This window comes from Streptomyces sp. NPDC050485 (genome assembly GCF_044458185.1).
GTDB lineage: Bacteria > Actinomycetota > Actinomycetes > Streptomycetales > Streptomycetaceae > Streptomyces.
Genome location: NZ_JBITHR010000001.1, coordinates 228,812 through 247,608 on the forward strand (window position 1 = coordinate 228,812; position 18,797 = coordinate 247,608).

The 18,797-nt window shown below is 72.3% G+C and carries 19 protein-coding genes; 15 read left to right on the forward strand and 4 right to left on the reverse strand.

Features of this window, described 5'->3' with window-relative positions:
- The first annotated feature begins 36 nt into the window (after window positions 1–36).
- The 5 genes from ACIBK6_RS01055 to ACIBK6_RS01075 are packed head-to-tail and all read left to right on the forward strand — an operon-like array spanning window position 37 to window position 4,493.
- Window positions 37–807, forward strand: coding sequence for a cyclase family protein (locus ACIBK6_RS01055; RefSeq protein WP_399047655.1), 771 nt, complete (start codon window positions 37–39; stop codon window positions 805–807).
- Window positions 804–1,631, forward strand: coding sequence for a thioesterase II family protein (locus ACIBK6_RS01060; RefSeq protein WP_399047657.1), 828 nt, complete (start codon window positions 804–806; stop codon window positions 1,629–1,631). Before ACIBK6_RS01055 ends, ACIBK6_RS01060 begins: the two co-directional genes overlap by 4 nt.
- Before the next feature lie 60 nt (window positions 1,632–1,691).
- Entirely contained in the window at window positions 1,692–2,963 is a 1,272-nt protein-coding gene (locus tag ACIBK6_RS01065; RefSeq protein WP_399047658.1) for a beta-ketoacyl-[acyl-carrier-protein] synthase family protein, read from the forward strand.
- Window positions 2,960–4,207 (forward strand): ketosynthase chain-length factor, encoded by a 1,248-nt coding sequence (locus ACIBK6_RS01070; RefSeq protein WP_399047659.1) that lies wholly within the window; start codon window positions 2,960–2,962, stop codon window positions 4,205–4,207. Before ACIBK6_RS01065 ends, ACIBK6_RS01070 begins: the two co-directional genes overlap by 4 nt.
- A gap of 31 nt (window positions 4,208–4,238) precedes the next feature.
- Window positions 4,239–4,493 (forward strand): acyl carrier protein, encoded by a 255-nt coding sequence (locus ACIBK6_RS01075; RefSeq protein WP_388435542.1) that lies wholly within the window; start codon window positions 4,239–4,241, stop codon window positions 4,491–4,493.
- Window positions 4,494–4,734: 241 nt separating this feature from the next.
- On the opposite strand, the gene ACIBK6_RS01080 is transcribed toward ACIBK6_RS01075, so the two are convergent.
- The gene (locus tag ACIBK6_RS01080; RefSeq protein ID WP_399047662.1) at window positions 4,735–5,178 is read right to left on the reverse strand and encodes a nuclear transport factor 2 family protein; all 444 of its coding nucleotides are present in this window, start codon (window positions 5,176–5,178) and stop codon (window positions 4,735–4,737) included.
- A 165-nt stretch (window positions 5,179–5,343) separates the two neighbouring features.
- Between ACIBK6_RS01080 and ACIBK6_RS01085 the strand changes: the two genes are divergently transcribed.
- From ACIBK6_RS01085 to ACIBK6_RS01110, 6 genes are all read left to right on the forward strand, one after another.
- On the forward strand, window positions 5,344–6,141 hold the full coding sequence (locus ACIBK6_RS01085; RefSeq protein WP_399047664.1) for an SDR family NAD(P)-dependent oxidoreductase: 798 nt from the start codon (window positions 5,344–5,346) through the stop codon (window positions 6,139–6,141).
- A gap of 62 nt (window positions 6,142–6,203) precedes the next feature.
- Window positions 6,204–7,154: an aromatase/cyclase gene (locus ACIBK6_RS01090; protein ID WP_399047665.1), complete on the forward strand. Its 951-nt coding sequence runs from the start codon at window positions 6,204–6,206 to the stop codon at window positions 7,152–7,154.
- Window positions 7,147–8,670: a class I adenylate-forming enzyme family protein gene (locus ACIBK6_RS01095; RefSeq protein ID WP_399047667.1), complete on the forward strand. Its 1,524-nt coding sequence runs from the start codon at window positions 7,147–7,149 to the stop codon at window positions 8,668–8,670. The genes ACIBK6_RS01090 and ACIBK6_RS01095 overlap by 8 nt, the downstream gene beginning before the upstream one ends.
- A 40-nt stretch (window positions 8,671–8,710) precedes the next feature.
- Window positions 8,711–9,733: an aldo/keto reductase gene (locus ACIBK6_RS01100; protein WP_399047668.1), complete on the forward strand. Its 1,023-nt coding sequence runs from the start codon at window positions 8,711–8,713 to the stop codon at window positions 9,731–9,733.
- A gap of 10 nt (window positions 9,734–9,743) precedes the next feature.
- Window positions 9,744–10,580, forward strand: coding sequence for an aromatase/cyclase (locus ACIBK6_RS01105; RefSeq protein ID WP_399047670.1), 837 nt, complete (start codon window positions 9,744–9,746; stop codon window positions 10,578–10,580).
- A complete protein-coding gene (locus ACIBK6_RS01110) occupies window positions 10,577–11,836 on the forward strand; it encodes an FAD-dependent monooxygenase (RefSeq protein WP_399047671.1) in 1,260 nt (419 codons plus the stop codon). Before ACIBK6_RS01105 ends, ACIBK6_RS01110 begins: the two co-directional genes overlap by 4 nt.
- A 73-nt stretch (window positions 11,837–11,909) precedes the next feature.
- Here ACIBK6_RS01110 and ACIBK6_RS01115 read toward each other — a convergent pair whose 3' ends face one another.
- The 3 genes from ACIBK6_RS01115 to ACIBK6_RS01125 are packed head-to-tail and all read right to left on the reverse strand — an operon-like array spanning window position 11,910 to window position 14,478.
- Window positions 11,910–12,581: an antibiotic biosynthesis monooxygenase gene (locus tag ACIBK6_RS01115; RefSeq protein WP_399047674.1), complete on the reverse strand. Its 672-nt coding sequence runs from the start codon at window positions 12,579–12,581 to the stop codon at window positions 11,910–11,912.
- Between the two features lie 33 nt (window positions 12,582–12,614).
- Entirely contained in the window at window positions 12,615–13,376 is a 762-nt protein-coding gene (locus ACIBK6_RS01120; protein ID WP_399047676.1) for an NAD-dependent epimerase/dehydratase family protein, read from the reverse strand.
- A 34-nt stretch (window positions 13,377–13,410) separates the two neighbouring features.
- Window positions 13,411–14,478 carry a ketoacyl-ACP synthase III family protein gene (locus ACIBK6_RS01125; RefSeq protein ID WP_399047678.1) on the reverse strand — a complete coding sequence of 356 codons (1,068 nt, stop codon included), beginning with the start codon at window positions 14,476–14,478 and terminating at the stop codon, window positions 13,411–13,413.
- Window positions 14,479–14,638: 160 nt separating this feature from the next.
- Between ACIBK6_RS01125 and ACIBK6_RS01130 the strand changes: the two genes are divergently transcribed.
- The 4 genes from ACIBK6_RS01130 to ACIBK6_RS01145 are packed head-to-tail and all read left to right on the forward strand — an operon-like array spanning window position 14,639 to window position 18,738.
- Complete coding sequence (locus ACIBK6_RS01130) at window positions 14,639–15,898, forward strand: glycosyltransferase (protein WP_399047679.1); 1,260 nt, start codon at window positions 14,639–14,641, stop codon at window positions 15,896–15,898.
- Window positions 15,883–17,049 (forward strand): nucleotide disphospho-sugar-binding domain-containing protein, encoded by a 1,167-nt coding sequence (locus tag ACIBK6_RS01135; protein WP_399047680.1) that lies wholly within the window; start codon window positions 15,883–15,885, stop codon window positions 17,047–17,049. Before ACIBK6_RS01130 ends, ACIBK6_RS01135 begins: the two co-directional genes overlap by 16 nt.
- A 43-nt stretch (window positions 17,050–17,092) precedes the next feature.
- Window positions 17,093–18,025 (forward strand): ABC transporter ATP-binding protein, encoded by a 933-nt coding sequence (locus tag ACIBK6_RS01140; protein ID WP_399047681.1) that lies wholly within the window; start codon window positions 17,093–17,095, stop codon window positions 18,023–18,025.
- Window positions 18,025–18,738: an ABC transporter permease gene (locus ACIBK6_RS01145; RefSeq protein WP_399047682.1), complete on the forward strand. Its 714-nt coding sequence runs from the start codon at window positions 18,025–18,027 to the stop codon at window positions 18,736–18,738. The genes ACIBK6_RS01140 and ACIBK6_RS01145 overlap by 1 nt, the downstream gene beginning before the upstream one ends.
- Window positions 18,739–18,797: the final 59 nt, after the last annotated feature.

Below are 18,797 nucleotides of genomic sequence, written 5' to 3' on the forward strand. Positions count from 1 at the left end.
GTGCCCCGACCGTCGCCAACGACCTTGGGGGTTACCTTGCGAGTCATCGATCTGTCGTCGCCCGTGGACGCGGCCGGCTGGGAGCCGGACCCGATCGTCCACGAGATCATGACGCCCGCCGAGGGCGCGGCGCACATGGCGGCGGAGATGAAGGAGCACTTCGGGCTCGACTTCGACCCGGCCGACCTGCCCGGGGGCGAACTCCTGTCCCTGGACACGCTCACCCTGACCAGCCACACGGGCACCCACGTGGACGCGCCCTCGCACTACGGCTCGGTCGGTGACTACGGGCGGCCCCGGCACATCGACGAGATGCCGCTGGACTGGTTCCTGCGCCCGGCCGTGGTGCTCGACGTCCATGATGTCGGCATCGGCACGATCGGCGTCGAGCGCATCGAGAAGCAGCTCGCCGCGATCGGCTACACCCCGCAGCCGCTCGACATCGTCATGCTGCACACCGGCGCGTCCCAACACGCTGGCACGCCACGGTACTTCACCGATTTCGCGGGCCTGGACGGTGCCGCTACCGACTTCCTGCTCGACCTCGGCGTCCGCGTCATCGGCACCGACGCCTGGAGCCTGGACGCGCCCTTCGGGCACATGATCCGCACCTTCCAGGAGACCGGCGACACGTCGGTCCTGTGGCCCGCGCACTTCGCCGGCCGGCGCCGCGAGTACTGCCAGGTGGAGCGGCTCGCCCAGCTCGACACCCTGCCCACGCACGGCTTCCGGGTGTCCTGCTTCCCCGTGAAGATCGCCGGAGCGGGGGCGGGCTGGACCCGGGCCGTCGCCCTGATCGACGAATGAGACCCGACAGCGAGGTCCGCGCGGACACCGTGACGCCCTGGCTGTTCTGCTTCCACCACGCGGGCGCCGGGATCTCCTCCTTCGCCAAGTGGCAGCAGGTGCTCGGCGACACGGCCGAGGTGGTGCCGGTGCTGCTGCCCGGCCGGGGTCCGCGCGCCAAGGAGGCCCGGATCACCGATGCCACCGAACTCATGGATGAACTACGGGAGTTGATCACCCCGCTGCTCGACCGCCCGTACCTGCTGTACGGGCACAGCCTCGGCGGTCTCGTCGCGCACGCGCTGACCCGGACCCTGGAGGACGACGGGCTGCTGCCGCCGGCCCGCCTGGTGATCGGCGCCGTACCGCCGCCGCATCTGCGCAACGCCTTGCTGCGCGGCGCGCGGCTGCCCGACCACGAACTCATCGACCTGCTGGTCGACTTGGAGGCGGCGCCGCCGGAGGCCGCCGGACGGGACCGCTCGCTGTGGCAGCGCCAGGTGGTCCCGGCGCTCCGCGACGACCTGCGGCTCGGCGAGGCGCTGTGCCAGGTCAACGCCGACATGGCGGTGGGCACCCCGCTGCTGGCGCTGGCCGGCCGCGACGACGCCATCGCGCCGCTGTGGGAGATGGCCGAGTGGGCCGACTACTCGGTGACCCGCTTCCGGCTCCAGACGCTGCCCGGCGGCCACTTCTTCGTACGCGAACAGGTCGTGCCCGAACTCCTTCGCACGGTCGCCCTCGAACTGCGGGCCTCGCTCAAGGCGGAGTACGACGGCGAGTCCAGCGGGCGTCAAGAGGGCGGAACGAGACTCCTTCCAACAGCGGACCTACAAGAGAGGTGACGCAGCCGTGCTGCATTCTCCCGGGGCGCACCCCCAGGACCAACGCAACGAGGGGGACAGATGAGCCGACGCGTAGTCATCACCGGAATCGGTGTGGTCGCCCCTGGGGGCGTGGGCACCAAGGAGTACTGGTCCCTGCTGACCGAGGGACGCACCGCGACCAGGGCCGTCTCGCTCTTCGACGCCTCGGCGTTCCGCTCCCAGATCGCCGCCGAGGTCGACTTCGACCCGGTCGCCCAGGGGCTCACCGAGGAGCAGTCCAAGCGGCTCGACCGGGCGGCCCAGTTCGCCCTGGTGGGTGCCCGTGAGGCGGTCACCGACAGCGGGCTGGACATGGCGGGTATCGACCCGTTCCGCACCGGCGTCACCATCGGCAGCGCGGTCGGCGCGACCACCGGACTCGACTACGAGTACGCGGCGGTCAGCGACAACGGCGCCGAGTGGCTGGTCGACCACGAGCGGGCCGTGCCGCACCTGTACGACTACTTCGTGCCCAGCTCGTTCGCGGCCGAGGTGGCCTGGGAGTTCGGCGCGCAGGGTCCCACGGCCGTCGTCTCCACCGGCTGCACCTCCGGCCTCGACTCGGTCGGCCACGCCGTCGAGCTGATCCGCGAGGACAGCGCCGACGTCATGATCGCCGGGGCCACCGAGGCGCCGATCTCACCGATCTCGGTCGCCTGCTTCGACGCCATCAAGGCCACCTCGAACCGCAACGACGAGCCGGAGACCGCCTCGCGGCCCTTCGACAAGTCCCGCAACGGCTTCGTGCTGGGCGAGGGCAGCGCCGTGTTCGTCCTGGAGGAGTACGGGCGGGCGGCGGCCCGGGGTGCGCACATCTACGCCGAGATCGCCGGGTTCGCCTCGCGCTCCAACGCGTACAACATGACGGGTCTGCGGGCCGACGGCGCGGAGATGGCCGAGGCCATCGGCGCGGCCCTGGCGGAGGCCGGCATCCCCGGCACCGACATCGACTACATCAACGCGCACGGCTCGGGCACCCTGCAGAACGACCGGCACGAGACGGCCGCGTTCAAGAAGAGCCTCGGCGACCACGCGTACAAGACGCCCGTCTCCTCCATCAAGTCGATGATCGGGCACTCGCTCGGCGCCATCGGCTCCCTGGAGATCGCAGCGTCCGCGCTCGCCATCGAGCACGGCATGGTGCCGCCGACCGCCAATCTGCACGAGGCCGACCCCAAGTGCGACCTCGACTACACGCCGGTCCACGCCCGCCAGCGCGAGATCAGCACGGTCCTGAGCGTGGGCAGCGGCTTCGGCGGATTCCAGAGCGCGATCGTGCTCACCAAGCCCGAGCGGAGGAAGACGGCATGACGAGCGAGCTCCTTGAACGGGCGGCGGTCCGCTCCGGTACCGCGGTGTTCACCGGCATCGGGGTCACCGCCCCCAACGGCCTGGGTACGGAGGCCTGGTGGCGGGCGACGCTGGCCGGCGAGAGCGGCATCCGCCCGGTCTCCCGCTTCGACGCCTCCGGCTACCCGGCGACCCTTGCGGGCGAGGTGCCCGGCTTCGATGCCGAAAAGCACATCCCGAGCCGGCTGCTCCCGCAGACCGACCACATGACGCGGCTCGCGCTGACCGCCGCCAAGGAGGCCCTGGAGGACTCCGGTGCCGACCCGGCCGAGCTGCCCGAGTACTCGGCGGGCGCGGTCACCGCGGCGTCCGCGGGCGGCTTCGAGTTCGGCCAGCGCGAGCTCCAGGCACTGTGGAGCATGGGCGGCCAGTACGTCTCCGCGTACCAGTCGTACGCCTGGTTCTACGCCGTCAACACCGGCCAGATCTCCATCCGGCACGGACTTCGCGGACCCAGCGGCGTGCTGGTCACCGAGCAGGCGGGCGGCCTGGACGCGGTCGCCCAGGCCCGCCGCCAGCTGCGCAAGGGCAGCCGGCTCATCGTCACCGGCGGCGTGGACGGCGCGGTCTGCCCCTGGGGCTGGACCGCGCAACTCGCGGGCGGGCGGATGAGCCACGTCGCCGACCCGGCGCGCGCGTTCCTGCCGTTCGACCGCGCGGCCAGCGGTTACGTCGCCGGAGAGGGCGGCGCCATCCTCGTACTGGAGGACGCCGAGGCGGCCCGCGAACGCGGCGCCCGGATCTACGGACAGCTCTCGGGTTACGCCGCCACCTTCGACCCGGCGCCGGGCCGCGACGGCGAACCGGGCCTGCGCCGGGCGGCTGAACTCGCCCTTGCCGAGGCCGGGTTGACCGCGTCGGACGTGGACGTCGTGTTCGCCGACGCGTCCGGTGTGCCAGAGCTGGACCGCCAGGAGGAGGCGGCGCTGACCGCGCTGTTCGGCCCCCGCGGGGTGCCCGTGACGGCCCCCAAGACCATGACGGGCCGGCTCCTGGCGGGCGGCGCCTCGCTCGACCTCGCGGCGGCGCTGCTCTCCATCCGGGACGCGGTGATCCCGCCGACCGTCCATGTCACCGACCCGGTCGCGGCCGGCGCGCTCGACCTGGTGACCGGGGCCCGGCGCGGCCCGGTCCGTACCGCACTCGTCCTGGCCCGCGGGACCGGCGGCTTCAACGCCGCGGCCGTCGTGACCGCGGCGAACTGAACCCGATTGTCGAATGAGAGAGGCGAGCTTCATGAATCTCAAGGAACTGACCACGCTGCTGCGCGAGTGCGCCGGAGTCGGCGAGGGCATCGATCTGGACGGGGACGTCCTGGACGTGCCGTTCGACGACCTGGGCTACGACTCGCTGGCGATCCTCCAGGTGACGGGGGTCATCGAGCGGGACTACCGGATCCAGCTGTCGGACGACACGGTGGCGGAGGCGTCGACGCCCCGGCTGCTCCTGGAGTTCATCAACGACTGCATGTCTGCGACGCAGGCGGCGTAGGTTTCCGGGTTCACCTGCACAACGGCTGCCCATCCCCTGCGGGGTGCGGTGGCCGTTTGTGCGTGCCCGGGGTTGCCGGGTATGCCCGCACAGGGCGCCGGACAGCGCCCCTTCAGGGGCGCGGGGAACTGCGCGACCAGGCACCGACGGCCCGCAGCCGAAAGCGCACCCACCCCCACCCGCACGCAGAAGTGCCCACACGCCAGGGGATTGCGTGCGGGCACTTGTCCTTGGGGGTGGGTCAGATCAGGTCGTCCCGGGTGATCTGGCGGTCCTGGATCTGCCAGGCGCCCTCCACCCGGACAAGACGGTCCTCGCACAGCGTGCTCGCCTTGATCTCCGGGCGCCCGCCGCGCGGGGTCTCGATGACCAGGGCGTAGCAGCGGGCGTTCACCGCGCCGTCGGTGACGCCCTCGACGGAGACCATGCCCAGCCAGTGGCGGCGCTGGACGCCGGCCTGCGCGTACGCCTCGGTGGCCGCCGCCGCGGCCGCGGTGATGGCCGCGCGCCCGACCGCCGGGACGGGCTGCGCGTTGGCGGCGAACACGCCGTCCGTGGTGAAGGTGTGGGCCCACTCCTCGACCCGGCCGTCGTCGAGCAGATGCATCTGCTGCGCGTAGAACTGCTGGATCTCCGTGTACAGCCCGGCCGTTGTGGCGGCCTGCGGCAGCTCGGTGACGCTCATGGGGGTCCTCTCCTCCTGGATCTTCCTGCTCCGCCACCCTCGTGCCCGCCACTCGAACCCGGCTGGTGGCGTGCTGGGGGCCGGCCTTCCAGCCCCGCTCGATACCCGTTCGAGTGGGGCTCGGCACGTTGGGGCGCGTACACCAACTCATTCGAGGAGATTCGTATGACTCAGCCCAAGGACACGAGCGAGCGACGGGTCGCGCTCATCACCGGGGCGACCAGCGGGATCGGGCTCGCGGCGGCGCGGGCGCTGGGCGGGGCCGGGCTCGCGGTGTTCATCTGCGCGCGCGGCGCCGAGTCCGTGGAGCTCACGGTCAAGGAGCTCCGCGAGGAGGGTCTGGAGGTCTCCGGCGCCACCGCCGACGTCCGCCGCCCCGAGTCCGTCAAGGAGCTGGTGGCCGCCGCCGTCGCCGCGTACGGCCGGGTCGACGTGCTGGTCAACAACGCGGGGCGCAGCGGCGGTGGAGTCACCGCCGAGGTGTCCGACGAGCTGTGGGACGACGTCATCGACACCAACCTGAACAGCGTGTTCCGGCTCACCCGCGAGGTGCTCAACGCCGGCGGCATGCGCGAGCGCGGCTGGGGCCGGGTCATCAACATCGCCTCCACCGCGGGCAAGCAGGGTGTGGTGCTCGGCGCCCCGTACTCCGCGTCCAAGCACGGCGTGGTCGGCTTCACCAAGGCGCTCGGCAACGAGCTCGCGCCGACCGGGATCACCGTCAACGCGGTCTGCCCCGGCTACGTGGAGACGCCGATGGCGCAGCGCGTGCGGCAGGGCTACGCCGAGGCGTACGACACCTCCGAGGACGCCATCCTCGCCAAGTTCACCTCGAAGATCCCGCTGGGCCGCTACTCGACCCCCGAGGAGGTCGCCGGTCTGGTCGGCTGCCTGGCCACCGACACCGCCGCCTCGATCACCGCGCAGGCCCTCAACGTCTGCGGCGGCCTCGGCAACTTCTGAGCCGACGGATCCCGGTGAGCCGGCGGATCCCCTCAACTTCCCCAGCAGATAAGGAATTTCCCGTGTCCGTGACCGGAACGAAGCACCACACCCTCCACAGCGTCGCCGTCGCCGCCCCCGCCGAGGTCGTGTACGGGATCGTCGCCGATGTCACCAAGTGGCCGCAGTACTTCGGCCCCAACGTGCACGTCGAGCACCTGGCGCAGGACGCGGATGCGGAGCGCATCCGCATCTGGGCGACCGCCAACGGCGCCGTCAAGAACTGGGTCTCGCGCCGCACCTTCGACGCCGGGCGGCTGCGCGTCGACTTCCGCCAGGAGGTCTCGGCGCCGCCGGTGGCCGGCATGGGCGGCGCCTGGGTGGTCTCCGCCGTGGACGCCGGGACCTCACTGCTCGAACTGCACCACGACTTCGAGGCCGTGGACGACGCCCCCGAGGCGGTCGACTGGATCAACGCGGCCGTGGACCGCAACAGCGCCGCCGAGCTGAACAACATCAAGGAACTCGCCGAGCAGCACGCCCAGTTGGACGAGTTGGTCTTCACCTTCGACGACACCGTCCACATGGAGGCCGACGGCGCCGACGTCTTCGACTTCCTGAACCGGGCCGACCTGTGGCCCGAGCGCCTGCCGCACGTGGCGCGCCTGGACCTCACCGAGGACGAGCCGGGTGTGCAGGTGATGGCGATGGACACCAGCACCGCCGACGGCTCGGTGCACACCACCGAGTCGATCCGCGTCGTCTTCGCCCCGGACCGCATCGTCTACAAGCAGACCGCCGTGCCAGGCCTGATGACCGCCCACACCGGCCGCTGGACCATCGCCGAGGCCGAGGGTGGCGTCGACGTCACTTCCCGGCACACGGTCACGCTGCGGACCGACACCATCGAGAAGTACCTGGGCGAGGGCAAGACCGTCGCCGACGCGCGGGCGTACGTGCACCGGGCGCTGTCCACCAACAGCACCAACACCCTGAAGCTGGCCCGGAGTTACGCGGAGGCGCTCCGTGGCTGACGCTCTCCCCGAGCTGCCGGACCGGCTCGACCAGCTCCTCTCGCGGGCCGCGGCCGCCCACCCCGAGCGCCGCGCGATCGTCACCGACGACATCGAGGTGGACTACGCCACGCTGGACGCCCGGGTGGACGCCGTGGCCGCCGGGCTCCAGGCGCTCGCGCCCGAGCCGTCGGTCGTCGCGGTGGGCTCCGTGCTGCACCCCGACTTCGCCGTCGCGTACTACGCGGCGCTGCGGGCCGGGCACACCGTGGCCGTGGTCAACCCGCTGCTGCGCGAGGACGACCTGCTGCATGTGCTGGGTCTCGGCGGGGCGCGCGTCGCCCTTCTCGACCCGGCGCTGAACGCGCGCCTTGAGCAGGTCCGCGACCGGCTGCCGGAGCTGCGCGAGGTCGTCCTGATCGGCGCGGGCACGGCCGGTCTGGCCGGGCTCGCCCGCGACGTTCCCCCGGCCGCCCGCCCCAAGGGCCCGCGGGACACCGCCGCCCTCCAGTTCACCAGCGGCACCACCGGGCGGCCCAAGGCGGTCCGGCTCAGCCACCGCAATGTGACGGTCAACGCGGCGCAGATCGCGCGGGCGCACCGGCTCGACGGCGACACGGTGAGCCTGAACCACCTTCCGACGTACCACCCGATGCACCTCAACTCGGCGATCGCGGCGGGCGCCACCCAGGTGCTGTGCGCCGCGCCGGAGCCGTACGCCGCGCTGATGACCGCCAACCGGCACCGCGCCACCATCCTCTACAGCCTGCCCGTCCGCCTCGCCCGCCTCGCGGCCGACCCGGACCTGGACTCCGTGTCGATGACGTCGGTGCGGCGGATCGCCTCGGGCGGCTCCGGCCTTCCGGTGCCGGCCGCCCGCCGCCTGTCCAAGCGGTTCGGCGTCCCGGTCTTCCAGGGGTACGGGCTCGCCGAGACCTCCCCGCTGACCCACAGCGACGACCCGGACCACCCGGTGCACGGCTCGGTCGGCACCCCGGTCGCCGGGACCGAGTGCCGGGTGGTCGACATCGACTCGCGGGCGGTGCTCGCGGTGGGCGGGGTCGGCGAGGTGCAGCTGCGCGGTCCGCAGGTGATGCAGGGGTACGCGGGCGGGCCCGACGGCACCGGTCTGGAGCCGGACGGCTGGCTGAGCACCGGCGATGTCGGCCGGATCGACCAGGACGGCCGGCTGTTCCTGGTGGACCGCCTGGGGGACGTCTTCAAATGCGACAACTTCCTGGTCGCGCCCTCGGACGTGGAGCGGGTGCTTCGCCGCGACCCGCGGGTCACCGATGTCGTGGTGGTCGAGCTGGCGGACGTCGCGCACGGCGCGGTCGCGGGCGCCCTCGTCGTCCTCGACGGCGCATACCGGGGCGACCTCGCGGACGTCGTCGCCGAGGCCAATGACGCGCTGCCGTACTACCAGCACGTGCGGGACGCGATGACCCTCGACGCCATTCCGCGCTCGGGCAACGGAAAGATCCAACGGCGGCTGCTCGCCCAGCAGTTGACCGGACGTCAGCCTGTCGCGGGCTGAGCCGGGGCGGGCCCGCCCCGGGGAACAGAAGGGATTCGCCATGGAGTACCGCCGTCTCGGCGCCTCGGGACCGGTGGTCAGCCGGGTCGCGTTCGGGAACTCGCTGACCGCGGGCAACCAGCTGGACGACCGGGCCGCCACCGCCTGCGTACGGGCCGCGCTCGACGCGGGCATCACCACCTTCGACACCGCCGACGCCTACGCGGAGGGCCGGGCCGAGGAACACCTGGGCCGGGCCCTCGCGGGCGTCGACCGGGACTCCGTCGTGATCTGCACCAAGGTGGGCAGGGGCGGCGGGCCCGGCCCCGGAGCGCTGTCGCCGGCCCGGATCGCCGAGAGCCTGGACGCCTCGCTGCGCCGCCTCGGCACCGGGCACATCGACCTGTACCAGGCGCACCTGTACGACGATTCGACGCCGCTCAAAGAGACCATGGGCGCCTTCGCCGACGCCGTGGCCGCGGGCAAGGTCCGCTGCATCGGCGTCTCGGAGTGGGCCGCCGACGAGATCGAGCGGGCCGCGGCACTCGCCCGCGAGCTGGGCATCGAGCTGGTCTCCAACCAGCCGCAGTACTCGATGCTGTGGCGGGTCATCGAGGCCGAGGTCGTCCCGGCCTGCGCGCCGCTCGGCATCGGGCAGATGGTCTGGTCGCCGCTGGCCGGCGGCGTACTCACCGGAAAGTACCGGCCGGGGCAGCAGCCGCCCGCCGGATCGCGGGCGGTGGCCGCCAAGGGCGGCGACGTCTCCATCCAGCGCTACCGCTTCCTGTCCGACGAGGTGCTCACCGCCGTCGCCCGGGTCGCCGCGCTGGCCGCCGAGACCGATCTGACGATGCCTCAACTCGCCCTGGCCTGGGTGCTGCGGAACGCCCAGGTCGCCACGGCCGTCATCGGCGCCTCCGCGCCCGAGCAGATCGCACGCAACCTCGCGGCCGCCGAGGCCGTGCTCGACCCGGAGTTGCTCGCCCGCATCGACGCCGCGCTCGGGCCCGTCGTGGTCACCGACCCCGGGCTGACCCTGAGCCGGATGCTCCGCGCCCGCGCCACCACCCCCGCCACCCTCTGAGAGGACCGCTGTGAGCACTTCCACGACCGGCACCGACCGGGAGATCCACCGGACCCGCGCCGGAATCGACATCGACGCCCCGGCGGACTCGGTCTACCGGGCGCTGACGGATGTCGCCGACTGGCCGCTGCTCTACCCCTGGATCGCGCACACCGAGGTCGTCTCCCGGGACGGCCACGACGACGAGGTGAAGTTCTGGGCGGTGCGCCCGGGACCCGAGGGGGGTCTGCGCGTCTGGACCTCCCGGCGCACCCTGGACCCGGTGGCGCTGCGCATGGACTTCGTGCAGCAGGGCTCGGTGGGCCCGATCACCGAGCTCGGCGGCACCTGGGACTTCCTGCCCCGCCCCGACGGCGGCTGCCAGGTGGTGTCCGGGCACTGGTTCACCACCGACGCCGACCCGCAGGAGACGGCCGGCGAGCTCGACCGGCACGGCGGTCTCCAGATGCGCACCCTCAAGTCCAAGACAGAACAGCCCGGTTCGCTCACCACCGACGTGATCCGGGTCGAGGACAGCGCGGTGCTGCCCGGCTCGGTCGCCTCGGTGCACGCCCGGCTCCTGGCCGCGCTGCCGGAGCGCGACGGCGACGAGAGCGCCTGGTTCGGCAGCCAGGACGGCACCCCGTCCGTGCAGATCGAGCACGCCGGGCACACCCTGGTACAGAAGCCGCTCACTGCGCCCGCTCCGGCCGACCTGTACCGGCGGCGGTGGCGGCTGGCCGAGGCGCCGGGCGGGGTCCTGGTAACGGCGGACGTGCTCGCGGTGGCGGCCACCGGACGCGACCGGATGCTCGAACTGGCCGCCGCGGACGTGCGCTCCGCGCTCGCCACGGCCGGGCAGCGATGACCGCGGCCGCCGAAGAGGTCCGTGCCGGGGCCCGCGCCGCCGAGGAGCACCGCAGTGACGTGTGCGTCGTCGGGGCGGGCCCCGCCGGTCTCACCCTGGCGCTGCTGCTGCTGAAGTCCGGGGTGCGGGTGACCGTGGTGGAGCGTTCGCGCTCGCACCAGCGGGAGTTCCGCGGCGAGATCCTCCAGCCGGGCGCGCTGACGGTCCTGGACCGGCTCGGGGTGCTCGCCGGGGCCCGCGCGCGCGGCTGCCACGAGCATTCCCGTTTCCGGCTCGTGGAGCAGGACCGGGTGCTGCTCGACATCGACTACCGCGCACTGCCCGCCCCGTACGACCATCTCCTGTCCATCCCCCAGTCGCACCTGCTGACCGAACTGCTGCTGCGCTGCGCCGAGTTCACCGATTTCGAGTACGTGGACGGCTGCCGCGTCAACGCGCTGCTTCGGGACGAGCGGGGCCGGATCACCGGGGCCGCCGCCGACGGGCACGTCTTCCACAGCAAGGTCGTGGTCGGCGCCGACGGGCGGTTCTCCCAGGTGCGCCGGCTCGCCGGGATCGAGGCGGGCCGCAGCGAGGCCTTCGACCAGGACGTGCTCTGGTTCAAGCTGACCCGCAAGGAGCCCGAAGTCTCCCATGACGTAAGGGTGTTCAGGAGTGCGGGCACCAGTCCGGTGCTCGCGTACGGGTCCTGGCCCAACCGGATCCAGGTCGGCTGGACCCTGCCGCACCAGGGCTACCGGGCCGTGGTCGCGCAGGGGCTCGACCACGTCAAGGAGCAGCTGGCGAAGGCGGTGCCCGGCTATGCGGACCTGATCGCGGAGCAGATCACCTCGCTGCGCGACCTCAGCCTGCTGGACGTGTTCTCCGGCCGCGCCGAGCGCTGGGCCGCCGACGGCCTGGTCCTGATCGGCGACGCGGCGCACACCCACAGCCCGATCGGCGCGCAGGGCATCAACCTGTCCGTGCAGGACGCGGTGGTGCTGCACCCGCTGCTCGTGGAGTCGGTCGGGCGGGGCGACGCGAGTGCGGCGCTGCTGTCGCGTTTCGAGGAGCGGCGGGCGCCCGACATCGCGACGATGATGCGGCTCCAGGGCATCCAGTCCAAGGCGATGCTGTCGACCGGCACCTTCGCGACGCGGGTGCGCCCGAAGCTGGCGGCCGTCGTCAAGCACACGCCGATCTACCGCAAGGTGCTGCGCACCATCGCGTTCGGCAACCCGTCGATCGAGGTGGCCGAGGAGCTGTTCGCCCGCTGAGCGCGTACGACGCGTACACCACGAAAGGCGGGCCGGGTCGTGAAGACCCGGCCCGCCTTTCGTGTGCGGTGGTTCAGGCCGCCGCGGCCTCGGTGCGGGCCGAGTCGACGACCGCCTGGTAGAGGCCGCCCCTGACCTCGGCGTGCACGGCCATGGTCTTGGCGTCCGCGGCCATCTCCGGGCTGCGCAGGACCGGCAGGTAGGACTGCGGGCCGCGCCACCAGCCGATGTTGACGTAGGCACCGGTCTCGCGGTTGGAGTGCACCAGCTGGTGGCCGAGGAAGCCGTCGTTGTTCTTCACGAAGGCGAGGTGGCCGAGGAAGGAGGCCTCGAAGGCCTGCTGGTCGGCGCCCTCGCGCAGGGTGAACGTGGTCAGCGCGACCGCCGCGTCCGCGGCCGGCACCGCGAGCTCGCCGAGCCCGTCGCCCGCGCTCTCGCCGGCCAGGACCGGGCCGTGCACGCTGGTGATGGCCGCGAGGTAGACGAAGCGGCTGCTGACGGCGGTGAAGAACTGCCAGTCGCCGACCACCGTGCGGTGCGCGTCGGCGTCCCGCCACCAGGTGAGGATGACGAAGTTGTCGGGCTCCTTGATGCCGCGCAGCAGGGCGGTGCGCAGCAGACCGTCCTTGGCGGCGACGGCCTCCTTGTACTTCAGGTACGCCTTCTCGAACTCGGCGCCCTTCGCCTTGTGCTTGTCCTTGAGGACGAAGTGGGCGACGGCGACGACGGGGCTGTTCTCGCTCATGGGTGTGGCCTTCCGATTCCGGGATGGGTGGGGTTACGCGGCGACCGGCTGGTCCGCGTAGGCGTGCGCGTACTTGTCGAGGACCGTGCGGTAGTAGTCGGGTCCGAAGCCGAGCCCGTACACCGGCGGCACGAGTCGGCAGAGCTTGTCGATGGAGACGGGCTGGGCGCCGGACGCCTCCACATAGGTCTTCTCGGCGCGGCTGCCGAGCAGCTGCTCCAGGTGCGTGACGACGTCCTCGATGTGCGGGGCGTGCCCCGAGGCGACGTTGACGACATCGCGGGTGCGGCCGTCGACGAGCAGCGTGTGCACGATCTTGATGACGTCCTCGACGTCGATCAGATCGCGCTGCGCGCCCCGGTATACCTGGAGCCTGCCGCCCACCAACTGCCGTACCAGCGCGGGCAGTAGCTGGTGGGCGGGCTGGTTGAAGCCGACGACGTGCGACAGGCGCAGGATCAGGTATTCGACGTCCGAGGACTTGACGACCGCTTCGAGGGCGAGCTTGTGGCGGCCGTACGGGGTGGCCGGGTAGACCGGGCCGTCCTCGCGGCCGGGCGAGGCGTCCGGCACCGAGTACATTCCGGCGGACGCCGTGGAGAAGAACACCAGCCGTCTGCCGTGCTTCTCGCAGTGCCTGAGCACCTCGTACAGGCGCTTGGACTCCCGGGTGTACTGCTCGGGCGGGATGTCACCGGCGGCCGAGACACCCGCGGCAAGGGCCACCACGTCGGGGTGGTGGTCGCCGATGCCTGCCAGGTGTCCGGCCAGGAAGCCCCTGCCGACAATCTCCATGGGGTGTGCCAACTCCTTGTGGTGGGCGGCCGGTTCAGGCCGCGGCGGGCTCGGCGGCCCAGGCCGGGATCTCCAGGATTTCCAGTACGGCGGTGGTGACGGTGTAGCCCGCTCCGCCGCCGTAGAGCAGCACGTGGTCGCCGGCCGCCAGCGCGCCGGTGAGCAGCAGGTCTTCGAGGCCCGCGGCCCAGTCGCCGGCGCCGATGTGGCCGCTGCGGCGGGCGAACTCCCAGGTGGTGCGGGACTCGTCGACGCCGAGCAGGTGGTGGATCTGGAAGGGGCCCTGGATGCGTCCGGTGGACGGGATGATGACGTACGCGAGGTCGTCGCTGTCCAGGCCCGCGTCGTCCAGGACGGACTGCTTGGCCTCCTGCATGACCTTGCCGAAGCGGATGTTGGTGAGGGTCTCGTCGCTGACGGCCTTGTGGGCGTCGCCGCGTGCGGTGAGGTCGATCTGCCGCCCGGCGGCGCGCGAGACCGGGCCGAACTCCTCGTCGCCGCGGGCCATCGGCTCCAGCGAGTTGTCGGCGACGGTCGCGGTGGCCACAAGGCGGGCGAAGCCACCCTCGGTGGACAGCACGGTGGCGGTCGCGCCGTCGGCGTAGGCGTTGCCGTGCCGCAGCTGCCAGCGGTTGGCGCCGGGCCCGCCGAAGCGGTCGGCGGTGGTGAGCATGACCGCGCTGCCGCTGCCGTAGCCCGCCTTCAGGTGGGCGGCGGCCAGGTCGAGGCCGCTGATGCCGATGTTGCAGCGCTGCTGCACATCGAGGCCGGGCACCGAGGCGCCGACGGTCCGCCGGGCGATGTAGGACGCGGCCGGCCAGATGTCCAGGCCCTGGAACCAGGTGCTGCCGTGCAGCAGCAGGGAGTACGCGGACTTGTGCAGGCCGGAGCGCTCGTGGGCGGTGCGGCCCGCGGCGACGGCCATGTCCGGCGGCGCCGTCCATCCTTCCGCCTCGCTCTCGCGGGCGATCCGCACGGACTCGTACCCGAAGTCGTCGATCCACTCCTGGCCGCACTCCCCGGCCGCGACGGCCTCGGCCACCGGGACGGGCTCCGGCAGCCAGCTGCCGAGCGAGGCGACATAGATCTCGTTCCAGCGCATCCGGCTACTCCCCTGTTCTGCGATTCGGTCGGGTCGTTCGGGCATAGGGCATGCGCCCAAGGTCGCCACCGGCTCTCGAATAGGACTTGAGTGCGGCACGGGAAGCCCGGCCTAGAGCCGCTCAAGGGGGATTCGAGCGGGGGCGGTCACGCTCTGGTGCATGACCGACGGGCGGCCCCTGCGGGCCGCCCCGCCCCTCGATCGGAGACCCGCCGTGCGCATCCTGTTCACCGCCCATGCGGGCAAGTCGCATCTGCGTCTGCTGATCCCGCTGGCCCAGGCCGCCGTGCGGGCCGGGCACACCGTCGCCGTCGCCGACGACGAGTCCATGCGGGCGGAGAGCGTGAGGTACGGGCTCGACTTCTTCCCGGCGGGCCGCGACTGGGCCACCGACCCGTTCTGCGTCGAGGCAATGGCCCTCCCGCTGTTCCAGGGCGACCAGGAGGCGTACGAGGACGGCCTGGTCGACTGCGTGCTCGGGCCGCCCGCGCTGGCCGCGGCCCGCGACATCCTGGACATCGCCGCCGACTGGCAGCCCGATCTGATCGTCCGCGAGGGCGAGGAGATGGGCGGCTACCTCGCCGCCGAGGCGCTCGGCATCCCGCACGTCGCGGTGGCCGGCGGCTCCACCCATCTGCTCACCCCCGCCGTCACGCACGAGCGGCTGAACAGTCTGCGGGCCGAACTCGGCCTGCCCGCCGACCCGTTGGACCACACCGCCTACAAGCACCTCCTGGTCAGCTGGGTCTCGGCCCGCTGCACCGGCGACGACCTGGATCCGCGCACCCTGCGCCACTACCGCCAGGCCATCCCGTACCGCAGCGACGATGCGGCCCTTGAGTGGCTGGCCGAACTGCCCGAGGACAAGCCGGTGGTGTACGCCTCGATCGGCACGATGGCGCCCTCGATGCCGTGGAAGTCCGACGAGGTGCTGCACGCGGTGATCGCGGCGGTGTCGGCCGCCGACTGCACGGCGCTCGTGTCGATCGGCGTGGGCCGCGACCGGGCGGACTTCGGCCCCGTACCGGACCATGTGCGACTGATCACCGAATGGGTGCCGCAGGACGTGCTCCTGGAGGCGGCCGACGTGTTCGTCACGCACGGCGGGCACAGCAGCATCCGCGAAGGCCTGCGCAGCGGTACGCCGATGCTCGTCACGCCGATGTACGACGACCAGCCGCACTCGGCGGACCGCGTCGCCGAGATCGGCAGCGGCCTTAGCGTGCCGGGCTACTGGGCGACCGGCGAGAGCGTCGCCGAAGCCCTGGACCGGCTGCTCACCGAGCCGGCGTTCCGGCGCCGGGCGGCGGCCGTGCGGCGCGAGATCCTCGCCTGCCCGCCGGTCGAGCAACTCGTCACCGACCTCGAAGAACTCGTCGCCGCCCGCGCGGCTCAGGAGGAGACATGCGTGTCCTGGTGACGGCCCTGGTGCCCAGCCACATCGTGCCGATGGTGCCGCTGACCTGGGCGCTGCGGGCCGCCGGCCACCAGGTCCTGGTGGCCGGTGACGCCGAGCTCGTGACGTTCGCGTCCGCCGCCGGACTCGACACCCGCCTGGTGGGCGGCGGCGAGACCCGCCAGCGGCTGACCAGGCCCGGCGCGGTGCGGATGCCCGACCGGGCGGCGATGGACCGCCGCCCGGACGCCGAGTGGGACGCGGTCGGCGAGCGCTGGCGCACCCGGCTCGGCGGCTACCTCGACGACCTGGTGAGTCTCGGCCGCGCCTGGGAACCCGACCTGGTGGTCACCGACCCGGTGGAGTTCGGCGGGCTCGTCGTCGCCGCCGCGCTCGGCGTGCCCGGCGTCATCCACCGCTGGGGCCCCGACGACTTCACCAGCCCGCTGCTGCGCCAGGCCAAGGTCCAACTCCACGGCCTGTGCGCCGAGTTCGGGGCGGCCGGCTTCCCCGACCCGGCCCTCGTCATCGACCCGAGCCCGGCCTCGCTGCTCCCCGAGGGCGACAACACCCCGGGCCTGCTCTCGCGTTACGTCCCCTACTGCGGCACCGCCGAACTGCCCGACTGGGCGGTGCGGCGCCCCGACCGGCCCAGAGCCCTGCTGTGCCTGGGCATGTGGCACGGGCGGATGCTCGCGGAGACCGGCGAACTGCCGCTGGGCTTCAGGCACGTCCTGGACGCCTGCACCGAGCAGGGCCTGGACGTGCTCTTCCCGATCGACGCCCAGTACCACCCGGCGCTGGCCCAGATCCCGTCCTCGGTCAAGGTCGTGGACCGCTTCCCCATCGGCCCGGTGATGCGCCACACGGCGCTCGCCGTGCACCACGGCGGCAGCGGGACCAGCATGACGTCCTTCGCCTCGGCGGTGCCGCAGCTGGTGCTGCCCGGCGACAAGCCGTTCCTCCAGACCACCGGCCGACTCGTCCAGGAGTCCGGAGCCGGGCTCAGCCTCGCCACCGAGGCCGAGCAGCACGACCCCCGGCTCGTCGGGGAGGCCCTCGCCGGTCTCCTCGAAGACGACCGCCACCGCAAGGCCGCGCGGGAGGTCCGCGCGGAGATCGAATGCCTGCCAGGCCCCACGGAACTGGTCCAGACCTTGGAAGGGCTGATCTGACATGCGTCCACTCACACAGGAAAGGGAACAGGTGCCACCCCCCATGGCAGAACAGCACGGCCCGCCCGCGGTCGTCTTCAAGGGTGTCGTCAAGACGTACGGAGACGTACGCGCCGTCGACGGGATCGACCTGACCATCAACCGGGGTGAGACCGTCGCCCTGCTCGGCCCCAACGGAGCCGGCAAGTCCACCGCCATCGGCATGCTGCTCGGCCTGTTCCCGCAGGACCGGGGCACCATCGAGGTGTTCGGCAAGACCCCCGAACAGGCCATGCGCGCCGGGCACTTGGGCGCCATGCTCCAGGAGGGAAAGATGATTCCCCGGGTCTCGGTGCGCGAACTCGTGGACTTCGTACGCGGCACCTACCGCAAGCCGCTGCCGCTCGCCGAGATCCTCCAGCTCGCCGAACTCACCAAGATCGCCGACAAGAAGGTGGACCGGCTCTCCGGCGGCCAGGCCCAGCGGGTGCGCTTCGCGCTCGCGCTGGCCGGCGACCCCGACCTGGTGGTCCTGGACGAGCCGACCGCGGCCCTCGACGTGGAGTCGCGGCGCGAACTGTGGACGGCGATGAGCCGGTACGCGGAGCGCGGCAACACCGTCCTGTTCTCCACGCACTACCTCGAAGAGGCCGACGACAGCGCCGACCGCGTGGTGGTCATCGCCTCCGGGCAGGTCGTCGCCGACGGAACCACCTCGCACATCAAGAGCATGGTGGAGGGCCGCACGGTCAGCTTCGTGGCCCGCGACGGCCGCCGCGACGGCTTCGAACTGCTCCCCGGTGTCAGCTCGGTGGAGTTCCACGGCGGCCGGGTGCACCTGCGCACCACCGACTCCGACCTGACCGTGCACGCACTGTCCCGCGCGGACGCCTTCACCGACCTGGAGGTCTCGGGCGTCGGCCTGGAGGAGGCCTTCATCGCACTGACCCACCGGGCGCGCCACCGCGAGACCGCTCCGGAAGGACGGACCCACTGATGATCGGCTACATCCGCCTCGAAATCCTGCGTCTGGTCCGCAACGGCGGCTACCTGATGATGAGTCTGGTCATGCCGGTCGGCATGTACGTGACCTTCGCGGGCGGCGGCCCCGACCAGAAGTCGCTCGCCCAGTCCATGGTGGGCGCGGCCGCGTTCGGCGCGCTCGGCGTGGTCATCACCAACGGCACCGGCATCGCCGAGGACCGGGCGCTCGGCTGGCTGCGCCAGCTGCGGCTCACCCCGCTCTCCCCGGTGCAGGTGGTGGTGGCCCGCGGCGCCGTCGCCACCTGCCTGGCCATTCTGCCGATCACCGTGATCGCGCTGATCGGCGTCTTCTACCGGGGCGTCGAACTGGGCGCGGGCACCTGGCTCGCGGTGTTCTTCCTGCTGTGGATCGGCATCGCCCCGCTCGCGATGCTCGGCATCGGCATCGGCTACCTCTTCAAGGCCCAGCTCGCGCAGATCGCCGGCACCGTCTCCTATCTGTCCCTGACGCTGCTCGGCGGACTGCTCCTGCCCGTCGACAACTTCCCTTCCTGGGCCCAGTCGCTGTCCCGGGCCACCCCGGTCTTCCGGTACGCCCAGCTGTCCTGGAACGCCGCCGACAGCGCGGCACCCACCCTCGCGGGGGTCGGCGTACTCGCGGCATGGACGGCGCTGCTCGCCGCCTTCGCCGCGTTCGCCTACCGCCGGGGCGGCCGCCGCGCCTGAGCCGAACACCACGCGACACCCCCGGAAGTGCCCGCAGGGACCCCCTCCCCTGCGGGCAC

Coding starts and splice junctions, on each gene's coding strand:
- ACIBK6_RS01060 (WP_399047657.1), top strand. CDS start 804: ATGAGACCCGACAGCGAGGTCCGCGCGGACACCGTGACGCCCTGGCTG.
- ACIBK6_RS01065 (WP_399047658.1), top strand. CDS start 1,692: ATGAGCCGACGCGTAGTCATCACCGGAATCGGTGTGGTCGCCCCTGGG.
- ACIBK6_RS01070 (WP_399047659.1), top strand. CDS start 2,960: ATGACGAGCGAGCTCCTTGAACGGGCGGCGGTCCGCTCCGGTACCGCG.
- ACIBK6_RS01075 (WP_388435542.1), top strand. CDS start 4,239: ATGAATCTCAAGGAACTGACCACGCTGCTGCGCGAGTGCGCCGGAGTC.
- ACIBK6_RS01080 (WP_399047662.1), bottom strand. CDS start 5,178: ATGAGCGTCACCGAGCTGCCGCAGGCCGCCACAACGGCCGGGCTGTAC.
- ACIBK6_RS01085 (WP_399047664.1), top strand. CDS start 5,344: ATGACTCAGCCCAAGGACACGAGCGAGCGACGGGTCGCGCTCATCACC.
- ACIBK6_RS01100 (WP_399047668.1), top strand. CDS start 8,711: ATGGAGTACCGCCGTCTCGGCGCCTCGGGACCGGTGGTCAGCCGGGTC.
- ACIBK6_RS01110 (WP_399047671.1), top strand. CDS start 10,577: ATGACCGCGGCCGCCGAAGAGGTCCGTGCCGGGGCCCGCGCCGCCGAG.
- ACIBK6_RS01115 (WP_399047674.1), bottom strand. CDS start 12,581: ATGAGCGAGAACAGCCCCGTCGTCGCCGTCGCCCACTTCGTCCTCAAG.
- ACIBK6_RS01120 (WP_399047676.1), bottom strand. CDS start 13,376: ATGGAGATTGTCGGCAGGGGCTTCCTGGCCGGACACCTGGCAGGCATC.
- ACIBK6_RS01125 (WP_399047678.1), bottom strand. CDS start 14,478: ATGCGCTGGAACGAGATCTATGTCGCCTCGCTCGGCAGCTGGCTGCCG.
- ACIBK6_RS01130 (WP_399047679.1), top strand. CDS start 14,639: ATGACCGACGGGCGGCCCCTGCGGGCCGCCCCGCCCCTCGATCGGAGA.
- ACIBK6_RS01135 (WP_399047680.1), top strand. CDS start 15,883: ATGCGTGTCCTGGTGACGGCCCTGGTGCCCAGCCACATCGTGCCGATG.
- ACIBK6_RS01140 (WP_399047681.1), top strand. CDS start 17,093: ATGGCAGAACAGCACGGCCCGCCCGCGGTCGTCTTCAAGGGTGTCGTC.
- ACIBK6_RS01145 (WP_399047682.1), top strand. CDS start 18,025: ATGATCGGCTACATCCGCCTCGAAATCCTGCGTCTGGTCCGCAACGGC.